This window comes from Ornithinimicrobium flavum (assembly GCF_004526345.1).
In the GTDB taxonomy this organism is placed as follows: Bacteria; Actinomycetota; Actinomycetes; order Actinomycetales; family Dermatophilaceae; genus Ornithinicoccus; species Ornithinicoccus flavus.
Genome location: NZ_CP038213.1, coordinates 515,939 through 531,649 on the forward strand (window position 1 = coordinate 515,939; position 15,711 = coordinate 531,649).

20 protein-coding genes are annotated in these 15,711 nt (G+C 75.7%); 14 read left to right on the forward strand and 6 right to left on the reverse strand.

What is annotated here, in order from left to right; genetic code table 11:
- Positions 1-19 precede the first annotated feature (19 nt).
- Positions 20-295 (reverse strand): alpha/beta hydrolase, encoded by a 276-nt coding sequence (locus tag E3Z34_RS02395; RefSeq protein ID WP_134772320.1) that lies wholly within the window; start codon positions 293-295, stop codon positions 20-22.
- On the reverse strand, positions 295-810 hold the full coding sequence (locus tag E3Z34_RS02400) for an alpha/beta hydrolase (RefSeq protein WP_134772321.1): 516 nt from the start codon (positions 808-810) through the stop codon (positions 295-297). Before E3Z34_RS02400 ends, E3Z34_RS02395 begins: the two co-directional genes overlap by 1 nt.
- A gap of 33 nt (positions 811-843) precedes the next feature.
- Between E3Z34_RS02400 and E3Z34_RS02405 the strand changes: the two genes are divergently transcribed.
- The 5 genes from E3Z34_RS02405 to E3Z34_RS02425 are packed head-to-tail and all read left to right on the forward strand — an operon-like array spanning position 844 to position 4,534.
- The gene (locus tag E3Z34_RS02405; protein ID WP_134772322.1) at positions 844-2,124 is read left to right on the forward strand and encodes an NAD(P)/FAD-dependent oxidoreductase; all 1,281 of its coding nucleotides are present in this window, start codon (positions 844-846) and stop codon (positions 2,122-2,124) included.
- Positions 2,125-2,145: 21 nt separating this feature from the next.
- Entirely contained in the window at positions 2,146-2,310 is a 165-nt protein-coding gene (locus E3Z34_RS02410) for a Sp36 family protein (protein ID WP_134772323.1), read from the forward strand.
- A gap of 7 nt (positions 2,311-2,317) precedes the next feature.
- On the forward strand, positions 2,318-2,791 hold the full coding sequence (locus E3Z34_RS02415) for a RidA family protein (RefSeq protein ID WP_134772324.1): 474 nt from the start codon (positions 2,318-2,320) through the stop codon (positions 2,789-2,791).
- Positions 2,792-2,795: 4 nt separating this feature from the next.
- Positions 2,796-3,713: an NUDIX hydrolase gene (locus E3Z34_RS02420; RefSeq protein ID WP_134772325.1), complete on the forward strand. Its 918-nt coding sequence runs from the start codon at positions 2,796-2,798 to the stop codon at positions 3,711-3,713.
- Positions 3,710-4,534: an MBL fold metallo-hydrolase gene (locus tag E3Z34_RS02425; protein ID WP_134772326.1), complete on the forward strand. Its 825-nt coding sequence runs from the start codon at positions 3,710-3,712 to the stop codon at positions 4,532-4,534. Before E3Z34_RS02420 ends, E3Z34_RS02425 begins: the two co-directional genes overlap by 4 nt.
- 27 nt (positions 4,535-4,561) lie before the next feature.
- On the opposite strand, the gene E3Z34_RS02430 is transcribed toward E3Z34_RS02425, so the two are convergent.
- A complete protein-coding gene (locus tag E3Z34_RS02430) occupies positions 4,562-5,239 on the reverse strand; it encodes a Crp/Fnr family transcriptional regulator (RefSeq protein WP_134772327.1) in 678 nt (225 codons plus the stop codon).
- Between the two features lie 181 nt (positions 5,240-5,420).
- Between E3Z34_RS02430 and nth the strand changes: the two genes are divergently transcribed.
- Both nth and E3Z34_RS02440 read left to right on the forward strand, forming a co-directional pair.
- The gene (gene nth / locus E3Z34_RS02435) at positions 5,421-6,077 is read left to right on the forward strand and encodes an endonuclease III (RefSeq protein ID WP_134774693.1); all 657 of its coding nucleotides are present in this window, start codon (positions 5,421-5,423) and stop codon (positions 6,075-6,077) included.
- 10 nt (positions 6,078-6,087) lie between these two features.
- Positions 6,088-6,747, forward strand: coding sequence for an NUDIX hydrolase (locus E3Z34_RS02440; protein ID WP_134772328.1), 660 nt, complete (start codon positions 6,088-6,090; stop codon positions 6,745-6,747).
- 85 nt (positions 6,748-6,832) lie between these two features.
- On the opposite strand, the gene E3Z34_RS02445 is transcribed toward E3Z34_RS02440, so the two are convergent.
- Entirely contained in the window at positions 6,833-7,381 is a 549-nt protein-coding gene (locus E3Z34_RS02445) for a phage holin family protein (RefSeq protein ID WP_134772329.1), read from the reverse strand.
- Positions 7,382-7,740: 359 nt separating this feature from the next.
- Here E3Z34_RS02445 and E3Z34_RS02450 point away from each other — a divergent pair, with 359 nt between their 5' ends.
- The 7 genes from E3Z34_RS02450 (at position 7,741) to E3Z34_RS02480 (ending at position 12,580) form a co-directional block, all read left to right on the forward strand.
- Positions 7,741-8,616 (forward strand): Fic family protein, encoded by an 876-nt coding sequence (locus tag E3Z34_RS02450; RefSeq protein ID WP_134772330.1) that lies wholly within the window; start codon positions 7,741-7,743, stop codon positions 8,614-8,616.
- 396 nt (positions 8,617-9,012) lie between these two features.
- Positions 9,013-10,053: a TadA family conjugal transfer-associated ATPase gene (locus E3Z34_RS02455; protein ID WP_134772331.1), complete on the forward strand. Its 1,041-nt coding sequence runs from the start codon at positions 9,013-9,015 to the stop codon at positions 10,051-10,053.
- Positions 10,050-10,787: a type II secretion system F family protein gene (locus tag E3Z34_RS02460; protein ID WP_134772332.1), complete on the forward strand. Its 738-nt coding sequence runs from the start codon at positions 10,050-10,052 to the stop codon at positions 10,785-10,787. Before E3Z34_RS02455 ends, E3Z34_RS02460 begins: the two co-directional genes overlap by 4 nt.
- A 16-nt stretch (positions 10,788-10,803) precedes the next feature.
- Complete coding sequence (locus E3Z34_RS02465) at positions 10,804-11,376, forward strand: type II secretion system F family protein (protein ID WP_134772333.1); 573 nt, start codon at positions 10,804-10,806, stop codon at positions 11,374-11,376.
- Between the two features lie 207 nt (positions 11,377-11,583).
- Entirely contained in the window at positions 11,584-11,787 is a 204-nt protein-coding gene (locus tag E3Z34_RS02470; RefSeq protein WP_134772334.1) for a DUF4244 domain-containing protein, read from the forward strand.
- A gap of 32 nt (positions 11,788-11,819) precedes the next feature.
- Complete coding sequence (locus E3Z34_RS02475) at positions 11,820-12,149, forward strand: TadE family type IV pilus minor pilin (RefSeq protein ID WP_134772335.1); 330 nt, start codon at positions 11,820-11,822, stop codon at positions 12,147-12,149.
- Positions 12,150-12,265: 116 nt separating this feature from the next.
- Entirely contained in the window at positions 12,266-12,580 is a 315-nt protein-coding gene (locus tag E3Z34_RS02480) for an Rv3654c family TadE-like protein (protein ID WP_238695308.1), read from the forward strand.
- 3 nt (positions 12,581-12,583) lie between these two features.
- On the opposite strand, the gene E3Z34_RS02485 is transcribed toward E3Z34_RS02480, so the two are convergent.
- Positions 12,584-13,063 (reverse strand): leucine-rich repeat flightless-interacting protein, encoded by a 480-nt coding sequence (locus E3Z34_RS02485; protein WP_134772337.1) that lies wholly within the window; start codon positions 13,061-13,063, stop codon positions 12,584-12,586.
- A gap of 121 nt (positions 13,064-13,184) precedes the next feature.
- Positions 13,185-15,566, reverse strand: coding sequence for a DEAD/DEAH box helicase (locus E3Z34_RS02490; RefSeq protein WP_134772338.1), 2,382 nt, complete (start codon positions 15,564-15,566; stop codon positions 13,185-13,187).
- Between the last annotated feature and the right edge of the window lie 145 nt (positions 15,567-15,711).

Here is a 15,711-nt window from a genome sequence, read left to right on the forward strand (position 1 = left end):
GTTCCTGAGGAAACCCCGTTCATCGCGGGGCGAGCAGCCCCTCGATGGCGTCCCGGAGGACCGTGCGGGCCGGGTGCGTGGGGTCGACGAGGGGGAAGTGGGTGACCCCGGGCAGGAGGACGAGACGGTCGCGTCCGGGGTCGCCCGCCTGCTCCCACCAGGAGCGGGCCACCTCGAGCGGCACCTGCTCGTCCTGGTCCCCGTGCACGACGACGACGGGGTATGGGGCGCGCCCGAGCCGCGCCGGGTCCGCCGCGCCCCAGGCGGTCGGGTCCGCGGCGGGGGTCGAGCCCATCAGGGCGGCTGCGGCGTCGCCGTCCAGGCCCAGCCGGTGGACCAGGTGAAGGTCCAGGCAGCCCGCGAGGCTGACCGCCCCGGCGAGGCCGGGGACCGTGCTCGCCTCTGCTCCCCGACCTGGTGCAGGGTCCACACCGCCAGGTGGCCGCCGGCGGAGTGCCCGACGAGGACCACGGGGCACGCCCCGGCCTCGTCCCGCCCGACGGCGGCGACCGCCGCGACCACGTCATCCCCGGTCGCCGGCCACCCGCCCCCGGGCAGCCCGGGACGGACGTACTCGACCAGCGCCACCGCATACCCCTCCTCGGCGAGCGAGGCGGCCAGGGGCCGCAGGTGGACGCGGTCCCACTCCGCCCGCCAGAACCCTCCGTGGACCAGGAGCACCCAGGCGTGCGGCTCCCCCGGGGGCTCGTGCACCTCGTAGACCTGGTGCGCAGCCGGGCCGTAGGGGACGGTGCGGGAGGGGTCAGGTCCCCGGAGGTCGAGAATGCCGCGGTCGGGGGAGGTGCTCACGGTCGTTTCCTAGCACGCTGCTACCTTCCCCGCATGAGTGCTCGTCCCTCCTGGGTGGGGCAGCGTCGCCCCCGCAAGGTCGCGGTCGTCGGCGCCGGCATCGTCGGGCTGGCCACCGCGTGGCACCTGCTCGAGCGCGGGGTGGGGGTGACGGTGCTCGAGCGCAGCGGCGTGGCCGCCGGCGCCTCGTTCGGCAACGCCGGCTGGCTGACCCCCGGCCTGGCCGTGCCGCTCGCCGACCCGGCCGTCCTCGGCTACGGCGTCGGGGCGATCCTGGACCCGGCCTCCCCGATCTCCGTGCCGCCGCAGGCCGACCTCGGTCTCGCGCTCTTCCTCGCCCGCTTCGCGGCGCGCTGCCGGATGCCGCAGTGGCGTCGGACGATGGCGGCCCTCGTGCCGCTGAACACGATGGCGCTGGAGGCCTACGACCAGCTCGAGGCCGGCGGGCTCGAGGTGCGGACCGTCCCCGGTCCCATGGTGGCGGCGTTCACCACCGAGAAGGCCGTCGCGTCCCTCTTCCACGAGCTCGACCTCATCCGGGCGGCCGGGCAGGACGTCGACGCCGAGCGGGTCGACGGCGAGCGGGTGCGCGAGATGGCCCCCGTCGTGTCGCCCGACGTGGGCTTCGGGGTCGTCATCAAGGGGCAGCGGCGCATCGACCCCGGACCGTTCATGGAGTCCCTCGCGGACGCCGTGCGGGCCCGGGGGGGCGAGGTGCGGGTGGGCGCCGAGGTGGCCCGCCTGCGCCACGGGGCAGGGGGGATCTTCGTGGACGTGGTCGGTGGGGAGCCGGTGCGCGCCGACCAGGTCGTCCTGGCCACGGGCGCCTGGCTGCCGCGGCTCGCGGGGCCGCACGGCGTCCGCCAGCCGCTGCGGGCCGGACGCGGCTACTCCTTCTCGGTGCCGGGACCTGACTCCGAGCTGGCGGTCCCGGTCTACTTCCCGCACGAGCGGCTGGTCTGCACCCCCCTGGGCGGCGGGCGCATCCGGATCGGCGGCACCATGGAGTTCCGCCCCACCGACGCGCCCCTCGTGCAGGCCCGGATCGACGGGCTGGTGTCCACCGGCCGGCCGCTGCTGCCCTCGCTGGACCTGTCGGCCGCCGCCCGCGAAGACGAGTGGGTGGGCTCGCGGCCGGTCACCCTCGACGGGCTCCCGCTCGTCGGTCCGGCGCGCACGCCGGGGGTATGGGTGCACGGAGGTCACGGGATGTGGGGCATGTGCCAGGGCCCGGCGACCGCCCGTCTGCTCGTCGAGCAGATGATGACCGGGACGGTGCCGGAGGCGCTGCGGCCGCTCGACCCGTTGCGGTGAGAGGCCGGTAGGGTCGGCCCCATGACGAACCAGCAGTGGGAGTACGCCACCGTTCCGCTCCTCATCCACGCGACCAAGCAGATCCTCGACCAGTGGGGCGAGGACGGCTGGGAGCTCGTGCAGGTGGTCCCCGGGCCGGGCGAGGGGGCCAACCTCGTGGCCTACCTCAAGCGTCCCAAGGGCTGAGGTCCTCGTGAGTGCCGTCGAGGCGCGGTTGGCCGAGCTGGGCCACACCGTCCCCGAGGTGGTCCCACCCCTGGCCGCCTACGTGCCGGCCGTGCAGCACGGCGACCTGGTCTTCAGCTCCGGCCAGCTCCCCATGGTCGACGGCGTCCTGGCCGCCACCGGCAAGGTCGGTGAGGGCCCGGGCCTGGTGGACCCGGAGGAGGCCCACCGGCTGGCCGGGATCTGCGCGCTCAACGCCGTCGCGGCCGTGCGGTCCGTCGTCGGCGACCTCGACCGGGTGGCCCGGGTCCTCAAGGTCGTCGGCTTCGTGGCGAGCGACCCGTCCTTCACCGGCCAGCCCGCCGTGGTCAACGGCGCCTCCGAGCTGCTGAGGGCCGCCTTCGGCGAGGCCGGGGTCCACGCCCGCTCCGCCGTGGGGGTGACCAGCCTGCCGCTGGACACCCCGGTCGAGGTCGAGATCACGGTCGCCCTGCGCGACTGACCCCATGGCCGGAGCTCCCTACCGCGACTTCCCGATGCCGGCCGTCATCGCCGAGCAGACCCGACGCTGGCTGGACACCGCGCAGGAGGAGCGCACGGTCGCCCCGGCCCGGGCCTCGGCCACCGTGCTGCTCGCGCGTGAGGCCGCGGCCGAGGTGGCGGGTGTCGCCCCCGGGTCGGCCGTGGAGGTGTTCGTCCTGCGCCGGGCCGCCGGGATGGCCTTCGCCGGGGGGATGCTGGCCTTCCCCGGTGGCGGGGTCGACGCCCGCGACGCCGACCCGAGCCTGCCCTGGGCCGGTCCCGACCCCGCGCGGTGGGCCCGCCGGCTGCAGGTGGCGGAGCCGATCGCCCGCGAGCTGGTCATCGCCGCCGCCCGCGAGGTCTTCGAGGAGTGCGGGGTCCTGCTGGCCGGACCCAGCGCCGACGAGGTCGTCGCGGACCTCACCGACCCCTCGTGGGACCGCGAGCGGGAGGCGTTGCTGGACCGCTCGCAGAGCTTCGCAGAGATGCTCACCTGGCTCGACCTCGTGCTGCGCACCGACCTGCTGGCGCTGCGGGGCCACTGGACCACCCCGGTCTGCGAGCCGCGCCGCTACGACACCAGGTTCTTCGCCGCCCGCATGCCCGGCGGGCAGGTGGCCGACGACCGCAGCTCGGAGGCGGAGGTCGCGGGATGGGCCACCCCCGCCGACATCCTGCGGGCGCAGGCCGAGGGCCGGGAGGTGCTCCTGCCCCCGACGCAGGTCATGGTGGAGCAGCTGATGGAGGTGCCCGTGGGGGGCCTGGACGACTGGCTCGCCCGCCCGGTCCCGGTCCACCCCGTGCAGCCCTGGCCGGTCGAGCACGGGGGCACGCTCTGGATGCGGTCGCCGGTCGGCCCCGACGGTCACGGGCTGCCGGTCCCCGGGACGGACCTCCGATGAGACCGACCGGCCCGGCCGACCCGGGATGGCGGGGCGGGGCGTGGGGCGAGCGGGCCCACGCCGTCCTGTGCCCCAACCCCTCCCCGATGACGCTCGAGGGCACCAACACCTGGGTGCTCTCCGAGCCGGGCAGCACCGACGTCGTGGTGGTGGATCCCGGGCCTCTGCACGAGGAGCACCTGCAGGCGGTGCTCGACCACGTCGGGTCCCGCGGGGCCCGGGTCGCGCTCACGCTTCTCACCCACGGCCACGACGACCACGCCGAGTCCGCCGGCCGCTGGGCCGAGCTGACCGGTGCCCCGGTCCGGGCCGTGGGTCGCGGGCACGACGACCTGGAGGAGGGTGAGGTGGTCCGGGTCGGGGGGCTGGAGCTGCTGACGGTCCGCACCCCCGGCCACACCGCCGACTCCGTCTCCTTCCTGCTGCCCGCCGAGCAGGTCCTGCTCACCGGTGACACGGTGCTCGGCCGGGGCACCACCGTCGTGGCCTACCCCGACGGCGACCTCACCTCATACCTCGCCTCCCTGGAGCGGCTGCGGACGCTGACCGGGTCGGGCCGCGCCACGAGCATCGCCCCCGGCCACGGGCCGGTGGTGCCCGACGCCGCGGGGACGGTCGAGCACTACTGGCGGCACCGCCACGAGCGGCTCGAGCAGGTGCGGGACGCGGTGGAGCGGCTGCGCGCGGATCCCGCCCCGGTCGCCGGGGCGGATCTGGCCGACCGGGTCGTGCAGCTGGTGTATGCCGACGTCCCCCGGGAGGTGTGGCCGGCGGCCCGGCTCTCGGTGCTGGCGCAGCTGGACTACCTGGGACGGTTGTAGCCCACCCGTCCGCGCGCCCCGGACGGGCTAGCGGGCCCGGCGGCGCAACCGGTCGGTATCCAGCAGGACCACCGACTTGGCGCCCAGCGTGAGCCACCCCCGGTGGGCGAAGTCGGCCAGCGCCTTGTTGACCGTCTCCCTGCTCGCGCCGACCAGCTGGGCCAGCTCCTCCTGGGTCAGGTCGTGCGTGACCGCCACCCCGTCCTCGGTGCGTCGGCCGAACCGGTCGGACAGGTCCAGCAGGGCCTTGGCGACCCGGCCGGGCACGTCGGTGAAGACCAGGTCGGACATCCCCTCGTTGGTGCGGCGCAACCGGTGGGCCAGCCCGGCCAGCATCTGCATGGCCACCTCCGGGTGCTCGCCGAGGAAGCGGCGCAGGGCGTCGTTGCCCAGCGAGATGAGCTCGGTGTCGGAGACGACGTAGCCGGTGCTGAGACGCGGGCCGGGGTCGAACAGGCTCAGCTCCCCGAACATCTCCCCCGGACCGAGGACCGACAGCAGGCTCTCGCGCCCGTCGCCGGAGCCGCGGGCCAGCTTGATCTTGCCCGAGACGATGACGTAGAGCGAATCCCCGGGATCACCCTCCCGGAAGACCACCTCCCCCCGGGACAGGCGCAGCGGTGTCATCGAGTCCATGAGGCGGTCCGCGGTCTCCTCGTCGAGGGCGGCGAAGAGCGGCGCTTTCATCACGACAGGCCGGTACACACCATCATCGTGCCATGACCAGCAGCGCAACGGGGGGAGCCGGTGTGTCGCACGTCACGTCTACGCTGGACGGGTGACCCTCCCCACCGACCTTCCCGCCGGCCTGCCCGCCCCCGGTGCGACGCCGGACCGGACACCCGCGGGGGAGACCCCCCTGGCGTTGACGCGGCGGGCCCGCCGCATGGCGCGGCTGCTGGAGCAGCGCTACCCCGACGCCGGGTGCGAGCTCGACTTCCAGGACGCCTACCAGCTGCTCGTCGCGACCGTCCTGTCGGCCCAGACGACGGACCTGCGCGTCAACGGGGTCACCCCGGCCCTGTTCGCGCGCTACCCGGACGCCGCCGCCCTGGCCACGGCCGACCGCACCGAGGTCGAGACCATCGTGCAGCCCACGGGCTTCTTCCGCGCCAAGGCCGACTCCCTGCTGCGTCTGGCGCAGGCGCTCGTCGAGCGCTTCGACGGGCAGGTCCCGGGCCGGCTGCAGGACCTCGTGACCCTCCCCGGGGTCGGCCGCAAGACCGCCAACGTGGTCCTCGGGGACGCCTTCGGCGTCCCGGGCATCACGGTCGACACGCACTTCGGCCGGTTGGTCCGGCGGTTCGGCTGGACCGCGGAGGAGGACCCGGTCAAGGTCGAGCACGCCGTGGGGGCCCTCTTCCCGCGCAAGGACTGGACCCGGCTGTCCCACGTCCTCATCTTCCACGGCCGCCGCACCTGCCACGCCCGTCGTCCGGCCTGCGGGGCCTGCCCGGTGGCGCGCCTGTGCCCGTCCTACGGGACGGGCGAGACCGACCCGGTCGAGGCCCAGGCCCTCGTCCGCTCGGCGCCGCGCCGGTGAGGGGGCCGGCGTGACGGCATACCTCCCCCCGGCCTGGCTCACCGACCTGGCCGCGGCGCTGCCCGGTGTCGACGGGGAGCGGTTCAGCCGCTTCCTCCCGCCGCCCGAGGGCGGCCGCCGGCATTCGGCGGTGCTCATCCTCTTCGCCCCCGGGGTGCACGAGCCGCAGGACCCGGGTGCCACGACGGTCGTGATCACCGAGCGCGCCCACACGATGCGCTCGCACGCCGGGCAGCCGGCCTTCCCTGGAGGGGGCACCGAGCCGCAGGACGTCGACGCGCCCGCGACCGCGCTCCGCGAGGCGTGGGAGGAGATCGACCTGCACCCTCCCACCGTCGACGTGCTGGGCACCCTGCCGACGCTCCACATCCCGGTCAGCGGCTACGACGTCACGCCGGTGCTGGGGTGGTGGCGGGAGCCCGACCCGGCCACCCTGTGGGCCAAGGACGAGCGCGAGGTCGCCCGGGTGCTCCAACCGCCGGTGTCCTCCCTGACCGACCCGGCGGGCCGCTTCCAGGTGCGGCACCCGAGCGGCTTCGTGGGGCCGGCCTGGGACGTCGAGGGGCTCCTGGTCTGGGGTTTCACCGGTGGTCTGCTCGACCGGCTCCTCGACCTGGCGGGCATCGCCCCGTCGTGGTCCCCGGTGCGCACCCTCGACCTGGAGCTCTGAGGCCGCCGGGACGACAGGACGCCGCCCCCCTGGAGGGGACGGCGTCGGGTCACGGCCGGGTCGGTCGGACCCGGTGACGGGTGGCTCAGCTACGGGTGGCCTCGCGGCGCTCCACGTCGAGGGCGTTGTCCAGGGCCTTGGCGGCCGGGGTGGCGCCGGAACCGCTGAGGTGCTCGGTGCCGGGGGCGAGCATGCCGGCCTTGTGGGGGGGCTGGGCCGAGGCCTTGAGCTTCTCCACGGTCTGCTTGCCCTGGTCGATGGCCTTCTCCGGCTTGCCCTTGACCTGGGTGACCTGACCCTTGCCGACGAGCGCGAGGACACCGGCCACGACGAAGAGCAGGGCCGCCATGATGAGCAGGCCTGCCCACCAGGGCAGCCAGATCGCGATGACGCCCGCCAGGCCGAGGAAGAGCAGGCCGAGGCCGTAGAGACCGAACAGGGCGGCACCGGCGAACATGCCGGCCCCCTTGCCGGCGTGCGTGACGTCCTGCTTGATCTCGGCCTTGGCGAGCTCGAGCTCGCCGCGCATGATCTGCGACAGGTCGGTGGAGACGTCGGAGACCAACTGTCCCAGCGTGCGCTCGCCGGTGACGCCGGTCAGGGGCGGCGGGGCGTCGTTCACAGGAGATGACATGGCTCGGATGCTATCCCGTGCGCGGGCCGGTCGCAGGATCAGCGCTCGGGCGGACCGGTGCACCGTGGCGCAGGGACGGTCGCTGGGGCGGGGGCTCAGCAGAAGGATGTCCGCCCGGCACACCCCTGTGAGTGCCGGGCGGACACCCTGTCGACTCACCGGTCCCGTGACAGCCGGTGGGGCACTACCCGAAGCGGGGGCCACCGAGGTCGATGCCTCTCATCCTGCCAGCACGCGCGGGTGCCACCAAGAGGGTTTCGGTCAAGACTTGGTAAGGACCCGCCGGTAACATCGGCCCGCCTCGCCGGGCCCGTCCGGGCCTCTCCGGGGGTCGAGGGGGCCGCTCGTAGGGTGGGCGGATGACCTCGCCCCCCCTGGACGCCCTGCGTGCGCTCGCCGACCTCCCCGGCGTGCAGGAGGCCGTGGACGAGGCCAGGGACGCGTGCACCCGCCTACGTTGGCACCAGGCGCTGCGGCGTCGCACGCCCGAGGCGGCCGCGGAGTCCCGCGTCCGCGGGGCGACGGCCTCGGCGCTGCTCGAGGGGGCAGAGCCCGCCGGTTCCGAGGCGAGCCTGCCGCTCGTCCGCGACCTGATGCGCGGCGCCGTGCCGTGGCAGGCGAGGGGCCAGGACCCGGTGTGGCAGGTGCTCTCCGGCGTCGTCCGGGCCACAGCGGCCACCGAGCACGTGGGCGCCACGCACCTGCGCGCGCCGGCACAGCTGCTCGCCGCGCTGCACACGGCCGCGACCGCGGGCCTGCTGCCCGAGGACCAGGTCGGGCGTCCTCGCTCGTCCGACGGGTGCCCGGAGGCCGTCGAGGTCCTCGGGGCCGCACCGGCGGTCGAGGAGTCGCTGCAACGGCTGAGGCTGGTGCACGAGCTGGTCGCCGCGGTCCCGGGAGGCCGCGTCCCGGTGCTCGTGCTGTCGGCCGTGGTGCACGCGGAGATCGCCGTGGGGCGGCCCTTCGTCGCGGGCAACGCCGTGGTCGCACGTGCCCTGGACCGGGTGCTCGTCAGGGTGGGGGGTCTCGACCCCACGGGGGTGGCGGTGCCGGAGGCCGGACATGCGGACCGTGCGGGCACCGACTACCGTGGCGCTCTGGCCGCCTACGCCGAGGGAGGGCCCGAGGGGGTCCGGCTGTGGCTGATCCACTGCGCGCACGCCGTGGGTCGGGCGGCCGAGGAGGGTGCCCGGGTCGCGGACGCGGTGCTCGCGGGAAAGCTGCCGCAGCGGTGACGCGATGGAAGTCCAAGCGGAGGTACCCGGTCCGACGAGTTTCGGGTATCGCTTGCGTCGCACCCATCGCATGGGGCATACTCACACCTAGCGCTCCTCGCAAGAGTTGTAGCGCGGGTGCACAGGGTCATCCCCCCCTGACCTTGGGCACCGACGGCCCCGGCATCCCCCCCGCCGGGGCCGTCCCCTTTTCCCAGGGCGCGTTCGGGTATGCGGTCTGGCAGAGCGCGCTGACCTGCTTCTTGACCAACTCTTGACCTTCTCTCGTGGCGACCGGCGACCCTCTGTGTCGTCGGGTGCGGTGGTCGCCCACACGGGTCGGCGGGTCGGGGGAGCGGTCCACAGGCCAGCCCCGTGGACTACCGGAGGACGGTGCCTGCAGCCACGCTCGGGTCCATGGACAGGTCCGCGAGCCTCGGCGAGCTGCTGGCCGCCCTCGGCCCCCTCGGCCCGCTGGTCGACGACGAGCGGGTCACCGACGTCCTCGTCAACGGCGCCACGGGAGTGTGGGTCGACCGGGGCGGGGGTGTGGAGCCCAGCACCGTCCTGCTCCAGGACGAGCGCGGCGTGCGCCGGCTCGCGGTGCGCCTCGCCGCGATGGCCGGTCAGCGGCTCGACGAGTCCTCGCCCTGGGTGGACGGACTGCTCCCGGGCGGCGTGCGTCTGCACGCGCTGCTCCCGCCCCTGGTGGCGGGAGGTGCCCACCTGAGCCTGCGGATACCACGCCGCGCCGTCCCGGGGCTGGCGGACCTGCGGGCCTGGGGGGCGGTGGACGACCTCGCCGAGGCCGTGCTGCGTGGCGTGGTGAGATCGGGTGCCTCCTTCGTCGTGTCAGGAGGGACGGGCACGGGCAAGACGACGATGCTCGCGGTGCTACTGGGTCTGGTCCCGCGGGAGGAGCGGGTCGTCGTGGTCGAGGACGTGCGCGAGCTGCGCGTCGATCATCCGCACGTCGTGCACCTGCAGGGCCGGAGCGCCAACGTCGAGGGGCGGGGGGAGATCCCGCTGACCACCCTCGTCCGGCAGTCCCTCCGCATGCGGCCCGACCGGGTGGTGGTCGGCGAGGTCCGGGGAGCCGAGGTCCGCGAGCTGCTCACGGCCCTCAACACCGGGCACGAGGGTGGGTGCGGGACCCTGCACGCCAACACCGCGGGGGACGTCGTCACGCGGTTCGAGGCGCTGGGCGCCCTGGCCGACCTCTCGCCGGCCGCCGTCCACGCCCAGCTGGCCAGCGCGATCCACGTGGTCCTGCACGTGGACCGCGGGGTGGCCGGGCGGCGCCTCCGGGAGGTCGGGACGCTCCGCCAGGACGCCACGGGCCGCGTACGGTGCGAGACCGCCCTGTCCGGGGGGCCCGGTGCCTGGGTCCGCGGACCGGCCTGGGGTGATCTCGCCGCACGGGTGGGTGCTACCTGGCCCGGGGGCGGCGGGTCGTGACGGGCGCCGGACCGGGTCCGGCCGGCGCCCTGCTGGTCGGGCTCGTGGTGGGGCTGGCCGTCCTGGTGTGGCCGGTGAGGTCCGGTGCGCCGGGGTCGGGTCGGGGTCGGGGTCACCCGCGCCGGGGGGTCACGGCCCGGTGGGTCCGCGCGGTGTCCACGGCCCTCGCCCGCTGGCGGGGAGCCGGCGCTGACCGCCGGGCCCGGATGGCCGAGCTGCAGGTGCTCGACGGGCTGGCCGCTGCCCTCGAGGCCGGGCTCCCGGTCTCCCGGGCCGTCCAGCTCGCCGTGGGTGGGAGCGACCCCGGCGGCGCCTGGGAGCAGCTCGCCGGCGCCGCCGCCGAGGGGCGTCAGCTGGGAGCGGCCTGGACGCGGTTGGCGCGGCAGACCGGAAGCCCCACGCTCGCGTCGGTGTCACGGGCGTGGCGGGTCGCCGAGCTGACCGGGGCGCCGCTGGCCGCCGCCCTGCGTGTCAGCGCGCACGCAGGCCGGGAGCGCGCCCGACTCACGCGGGCTCTCCAGGTCGCCGTCGCCGGGCCCCGGGCCACCGTCGCCGTCCTGACCGCCCTCCCGCTGGCCGGGGTGGGGCTGGCGGCGGTGCTGGGTGTCGGCCCCGCTGCCCTCTACGGTCATCCCGTGGCCCACGCCTCGGTGGGGACCGGTGCCGTCCTGCTCCTGGCGGGCCAGGTCTGGGTGCGGCGCCTGGTGGCCACGGTCCTGGGGGGTTCCGCATGACGGGCGGTCCCGTGTGATGGCGGTCCTGGCGGGTGCGCTGGCCGCCGCCGCGGTGCTGCTGTGGTGGCGTCCGCCGGACCCGGCCTGGACGCCGGCGCGGGCCGGGCCGCCGCCCTCGCGGCAGCATCGCGGCCGGGACAGGGCGTCGCGGGCGGGTGAGGGAGGAGCCGTCGTGGCCGAGGCGATGGAGCTGCTGGCCCTGGCCCTGCACGGTGGGGTGTCCCTGGGGGAGGCGACGACCCAGGTGGCCACCGTCCTCCCGTCGAGCCGCAGCGAGCAGCTGGGCAGGGTGGGCCGGGCGTTGGTGGCCGGGGCGGACGTCGACGAGGCCTGGGCCGAGGCCGGCCCGGACTGGGTCTCGGCCCGGACCGCTCTGGAGCTGGCGGCGATCGCCGGCGTGGCCCCGGCGCAGACGCTGAGGCAGGCGGCCCTCGACCTTCGGGGCGACCTGGTCTCGGACGTCGAGCTCGCCACGGCCCGGTTGGGCGTGCGCCTGGTCCTGCCCCTGGGTCTGACCTTCCTGCCGGCCTTCGTGCTGATCAGCGTGCTTCCCCTGGTCCTGGCGCTCACCCGCGAGCTGGCCTGGTGAGGTGTCGCAGGGCGCGCCCGATACCCGCCCGGGCAACCCGGGCACCCCGGGCACCCCGGGCACCCCGGGCGGATGCTCCTCCACACCTGCACGGCGGGGGGCCGGCCCGTCCACAGACGGTGCCCGACCCTTCCCCGGGGCGGCTCCGGCTCCGCAGGGTAGGACGACAGGCGCCCCATCCGGGGGTGCTGACCAGAGGAGGGGACCATGAAGAAGTCCACGATCAGGCTGCGCGCCCTGGTGCGCGAGCTGCGTCACCGAGGAGAGGCGGGGATGACGACGGCGGAGTATGCCGTGGGGACCATCGCCGCCTGCGCGTTCGCCGCGGTGCTGCTGGCGATCCTGAAGTCGGGTGCGGTCAAGGGCGTCGTGACGTCGGTGATCACCACCGCGCTGTCGGTGTCGCTGTGAGCCCGCGCGGGCACCGGACGAGGGACCGGGGGATGGTGAGCGCCGAGCTGGCCCTCGCCGTCCCGTCGGTCCTTCTGGTGCTCGCGATCTGTCTCACCGCTCTGGCTCTGGGCGTCGACCAGGTCCGGGTCGTGGATGCGGCGCGCGTCGGGGCGCGCGCCGCATCCCGCGGGGAGGACCCCGCCGTGGTGGAGGGGCTCGTCCGTGCCCGCGCGCCCCACGGGGCGATGGTCAGCGTCGACGTCGACCACGACCGAGTGGTGGTGACGGTCTCCGCCCCCGCCCGGGTGCGTTGGCTCCCGGCTGTGCCAGGGGCGCAGGGGTCCGCTCAGGCCCTCTGGGAGCCCGGGGCGGGACCGTGAGCGTCCGGCGAGCGAGACAGCGCCGGTTGCCGTCGCCGGCCGGGCGCGGACACCGGCCCCCGTCGCCGACCGAGCGTGGGTCCGGCACCGTGCTCGCGGTCGGGGTCATCGCGGGGGTGAGCACCCTCCTGGTGCTCGCCCTCCTGCTCGTGGCCGTGCTGGCCGCGGGCCAACGTGCGCGGGCTGCCGCGGACCTCTCGGCCCTCGCCGCGGCCGGGAGCCTCGTCCGGGGTGAGGGCGAGCGCGAGGCCTGCGCCGCGGCCGGCACGGTCGCACGGCACAACGGTGGTTCCCTACGGACCTGTCGCACGGAGCTCGTCGGCACCGATCCCTGGCCCCGGGTGCGGGTCACCGTGACGAGCGAGGTGCCAGGGACCCCCTGGGAGGCGACGGCCGAGGCCGTGGGCGGCGCAGCGGCCCTGACCGGATGACGGTCAGCGTCGGGGCGGGTCGACGTCCAGGTCGCTCCGTGCCCCGGGGGCGCCCGGGGTCGTGTGCCCCTCGCCCCGGGGGGACCGGGGCAGGATCGGCGCGTCCGACCCGGTGGAGGGCGTCGTCCCGCGAGGGTGGGACGCCCCCGACGAGGGCGCACCCGCCGGGGCGGAGCGCTGGTCCAGCGTCGAGGAGTCCTGGGCGCGCTCGGCGCGACGGTCGGCCTCCTTGGCCTGCCGGCGCAGCTCCCGCACCTCCTTGGCCTTGCGCGCCTTGGTCCGGGTCCCGACCGCCATCATCCACAGTCCGGAGGTTGCCGCGGCGAGGGCGATGCCACCGGCGACGAAGAGCCAGAAGGGCTCCAGCGACACGTTGAGGACGCCGTAGTCGATCTCGACGGCGGACATCCCGGCGGTCGCGAACCACATATAGGCGATGACCGCCAGGGCGAGCAGGAGGAGGATCAGGCCGAAGATGACCATGGGGGCCTCTTTCCGGAGCGTGCGGTGACGTCCTTGAGTCGGTGGCGACCGGCACCCGCTGTCGGTGCCCGACCTCGAGCCTAGCGCGGTCGGACGGGCCCAGCGAGCGCTCCGGAGCAGGTCAGGCGGTCGGCACCGCCACGGGCCGCTCGCTGAGGAGGTGGTCCAGCAGCGCCACCGCACCGGTCCTCGACAGGGGGTCGTTGCCGCTGCCGCACTTCGGGGACTGCACGCAGGCCGGGCAGCCGGACCGGCACTGGCACGCCTGGACGAGGTCGCGGGTGGAGGCCAGCCAGGTGGCGGCCACGCCGAAGGCGCGCCGGGAGAAGCCCGCGCCGCCCGGGTGCCCGTCGTAGACCATCACGGTCGGCAGGCCGGTGTCGGGATGCAGCGCCGTCGAGACCCCACCGAGGTCCCAGCGGTCGCACATCGCCATAAGAGGGAGCATGCCGATCGCGGCGTGCTCGGCCGCGTGCAGCGCCCCGGGGACCTCGTCCTCGGCGATCCCGGCGAGGGCCAGCTCCTCCGACGGCAGCGTCCACCACACGCCCTGGGTGAGCAGCGACCGCTCCGGCAGCTCCAGCGGGTGGTGGCCCACGACGGTGCCGTCCGGCAGCACCCGCTGGAAGGCGGTCACGCGGGTCGTCACCTCCACGCGGCCGGTGCACAGGTGCGCGGCTCCCCACAGCTGCTCCTGCTCCACCGACCGGATGGCGAACGTGCTCTCGCTGAAGGCCCGGGTGGACCAGCCGGGATCGCCCGCGACCACCAGCGCCACGGCGCCCTCGAGGTCCAGCTCGGTGACGACGTGCGGCTGGCCCTGGTGCACGTAGACCGCGCCCTCGTGGACCGTGGTGAGCGCCCGGGCCTCGTCGACCGTGCCGAGCACCCGCCCGCTGGCGGCATCCACGATCTGCACCGTCTGACCGGCGTCGCGCAGCCGGAGGTGGTCGGAGGGCCGGTCCGGTCGCGACCAGTACCACCCCGTGGGGCGCCGTCGCAGGAGCCCGCCGACGACGAGCTGCTCGGCCAGGGTCTCGACCGTGGGGCCGAACCACCGGGAGTCGGCCCGGGTGAGTGGGAGCTCGGCCGCTGCCGCGGCCAGGTGCGGCCCGAGGACGTAGGGGTTCTCCGGGTCCAGGACGCAACCCTCCACCGGGGCGTCGAAGATGAGCTCGGGGTGGGAGAGCAGGTAGGCGTCGAGGGGGTCGTCGGCGGCGACGAGGACGGCCAGCGAGGGGGCGCCGCTGCGCCCGGCACGGCCGGCCTGCTGCCAGAACGAGGCCCGGGTGCCCGGCCATCCCGCCATCACGACGGCGTCCAGGCCGGCGATGTCGATGCCCAGCTCGAGCGCGCTCGTCGCGGCGAGCCCCAGGACGGACCGGTCCCGCAGGGCCGACTCCAGGGCACGCCGCTCCTCCGGCAGGTAGCCGCCGCGGTAGGCGGCCACCTGGCCCGCGGTCGCGTCGCCCGGCCCGCCGTCGGCCTCCAGGGCCTCACGCGCCCGGGCCGCGACGACCTCGACCCCGGGACGGGAGCGGGCGAAGGCCACGGTCTGCACACCCGTCCGGACCAGATCGGTGAGGACCGACGCCGCCTCCGACAGGGTGCTGCGGCGGGTGCCGTCGTCCTGCTCCGGCGGCTCCCAGAGCGCCACCACCGTCTCCCGGCGCGGCGAGGCGTCGTCGGTGACCGCCCTGACGTCCTGCCCCAGGAGCGCCCGACCGAGGGCGGCGGGCTCGGCGACCGTCGCGGAGGCGAGGACCACGGTGGGGTGCGCGCCATACCGGGACGCCAGTCGCAGGAGGCGTCGCAGCACGGCGGAGACGTGGGCACCGAAGACGCCGCGGTAGACGTGGCACTCGTCGACGACGACGTAGCGCAGGGCACGGAGGAAGGGCCGCCACCGCTCGTGACCGGGCAGCAGCGTGTGGTGGAGCAGGTCGGGGTTGGTGAGCACGTAGTGGGCGTGCTCGCGGATCCAGCGCCGCTCCTCGGTGGGGGTGTCCCCGTCCAGGGTGGCCACCCGGATGCCGGGGAGGGCCAGGTGGTGCAGCCGCGCCGCCTGGTCGGCACCCAGCGCCTTGGTCGGGGCGAGGTAGAGGGCGGTGGCGCCGCGGCCGGTCGGCGCCCCGACGCCCTCGGACAACGCCGTGAGGACCGGCAGCAGGTAGCCCAGGGACTTGCCCGACGCGGTGCCGGTGGCCACGACGACGTGCTCCCCCCGGCGCGCCAGCTCGGCCACGGCGCCCTGGTGCTCCCACAGCTCGCTGATCCCCTCCCCGTGCAGGGCCGCGGTCACCTCCGGGGCGACCCACCCCGGCCAGGGCACGGTGCGCCCCTCACGGGCGGGCACCGTGCGGGTGTGCACCAGCCGCGCGGCACGCGCCCCGCGGCCGAGGTGGGCGAGGGTGCGCACCGGGTCGAAGGCAGGCGCGTCGGGGCCTGCGGCGACCGCCCCGGGGGGCGGGGGCGGCACAGGGGCAGGAGCTGGTGCGGACATGGTGCGACCACGCTACGCCCGGCCCCTGACAGGCCCACGAATCTCAGCCGTGCCGCGGGGGGTGTTGGGAAGCGTGGCGGCCCTCACTACAGTGACCTGCGTCCACGCAGTTCCGCGCGAGCTCTCGCGCGTCGTCGCCCGCACC

Coding starts and splice junctions, on each gene's coding strand:
- E3Z34_RS02425 (WP_134772326.1), top strand. CDS start 3,710: ATGAGACCGACCGGCCCGGCCGACCCGGGATGGCGGGGCGGGGCGTGG.
- E3Z34_RS02445 (WP_134772329.1), bottom strand. CDS start 7,381: ATGTCATCTCCTGTGAACGACGCCCCGCCGCCCCTGACCGGCGTCACC.
- E3Z34_RS02465 (WP_134772333.1), top strand. CDS start 10,804: ATGGCGGTCCTGGCGGGTGCGCTGGCCGCCGCCGCGGTGCTGCTGTGG.
- E3Z34_RS02410 (WP_134772323.1), top strand. CDS start 2,146: ATGACGAACCAGCAGTGGGAGTACGCCACCGTTCCGCTCCTCATCCAC.
- E3Z34_RS02485 (WP_134772337.1), bottom strand. CDS start 13,063: ATGGTCATCTTCGGCCTGATCCTCCTCCTGCTCGCCCTGGCGGTCATC.
- nth (WP_134774693.1), top strand. CDS start 5,421: ATGGCGCGGCTGCTGGAGCAGCGCTACCCCGACGCCGGGTGCGAGCTC.
- E3Z34_RS02450 (WP_134772330.1), top strand. CDS start 7,741: ATGACCTCGCCCCCCCTGGACGCCCTGCGTGCGCTCGCCGACCTCCCC.
- E3Z34_RS02405 (WP_134772322.1), top strand. CDS start 844: ATGAGTGCTCGTCCCTCCTGGGTGGGGCAGCGTCGCCCCCGCAAGGTC.
- E3Z34_RS02470 (WP_134772334.1), top strand. CDS start 11,584: ATGAAGAAGTCCACGATCAGGCTGCGCGCCCTGGTGCGCGAGCTGCGT.
- E3Z34_RS02395 (WP_134772320.1), bottom strand. CDS start 295: ATGGGCTCGACCCCCGCCGCGGACCCGACCGCCTGGGGCGCGGCGGAC.
- E3Z34_RS02490 (WP_134772338.1), bottom strand. CDS start 15,566: ATGTCCGCACCAGCTCCTGCCCCTGTGCCGCCCCCGCCCCCCGGGGCG.
- E3Z34_RS02475 (WP_134772335.1), top strand. CDS start 11,820: ATGGTGAGCGCCGAGCTGGCCCTCGCCGTCCCGTCGGTCCTTCTGGTG.
- E3Z34_RS02420 (WP_134772325.1), top strand. CDS start 2,796: ATGGCCGGAGCTCCCTACCGCGACTTCCCGATGCCGGCCGTCATCGCC.
- E3Z34_RS02455 (WP_134772331.1), top strand. CDS start 9,013: ATGGACAGGTCCGCGAGCCTCGGCGAGCTGCTGGCCGCCCTCGGCCCC.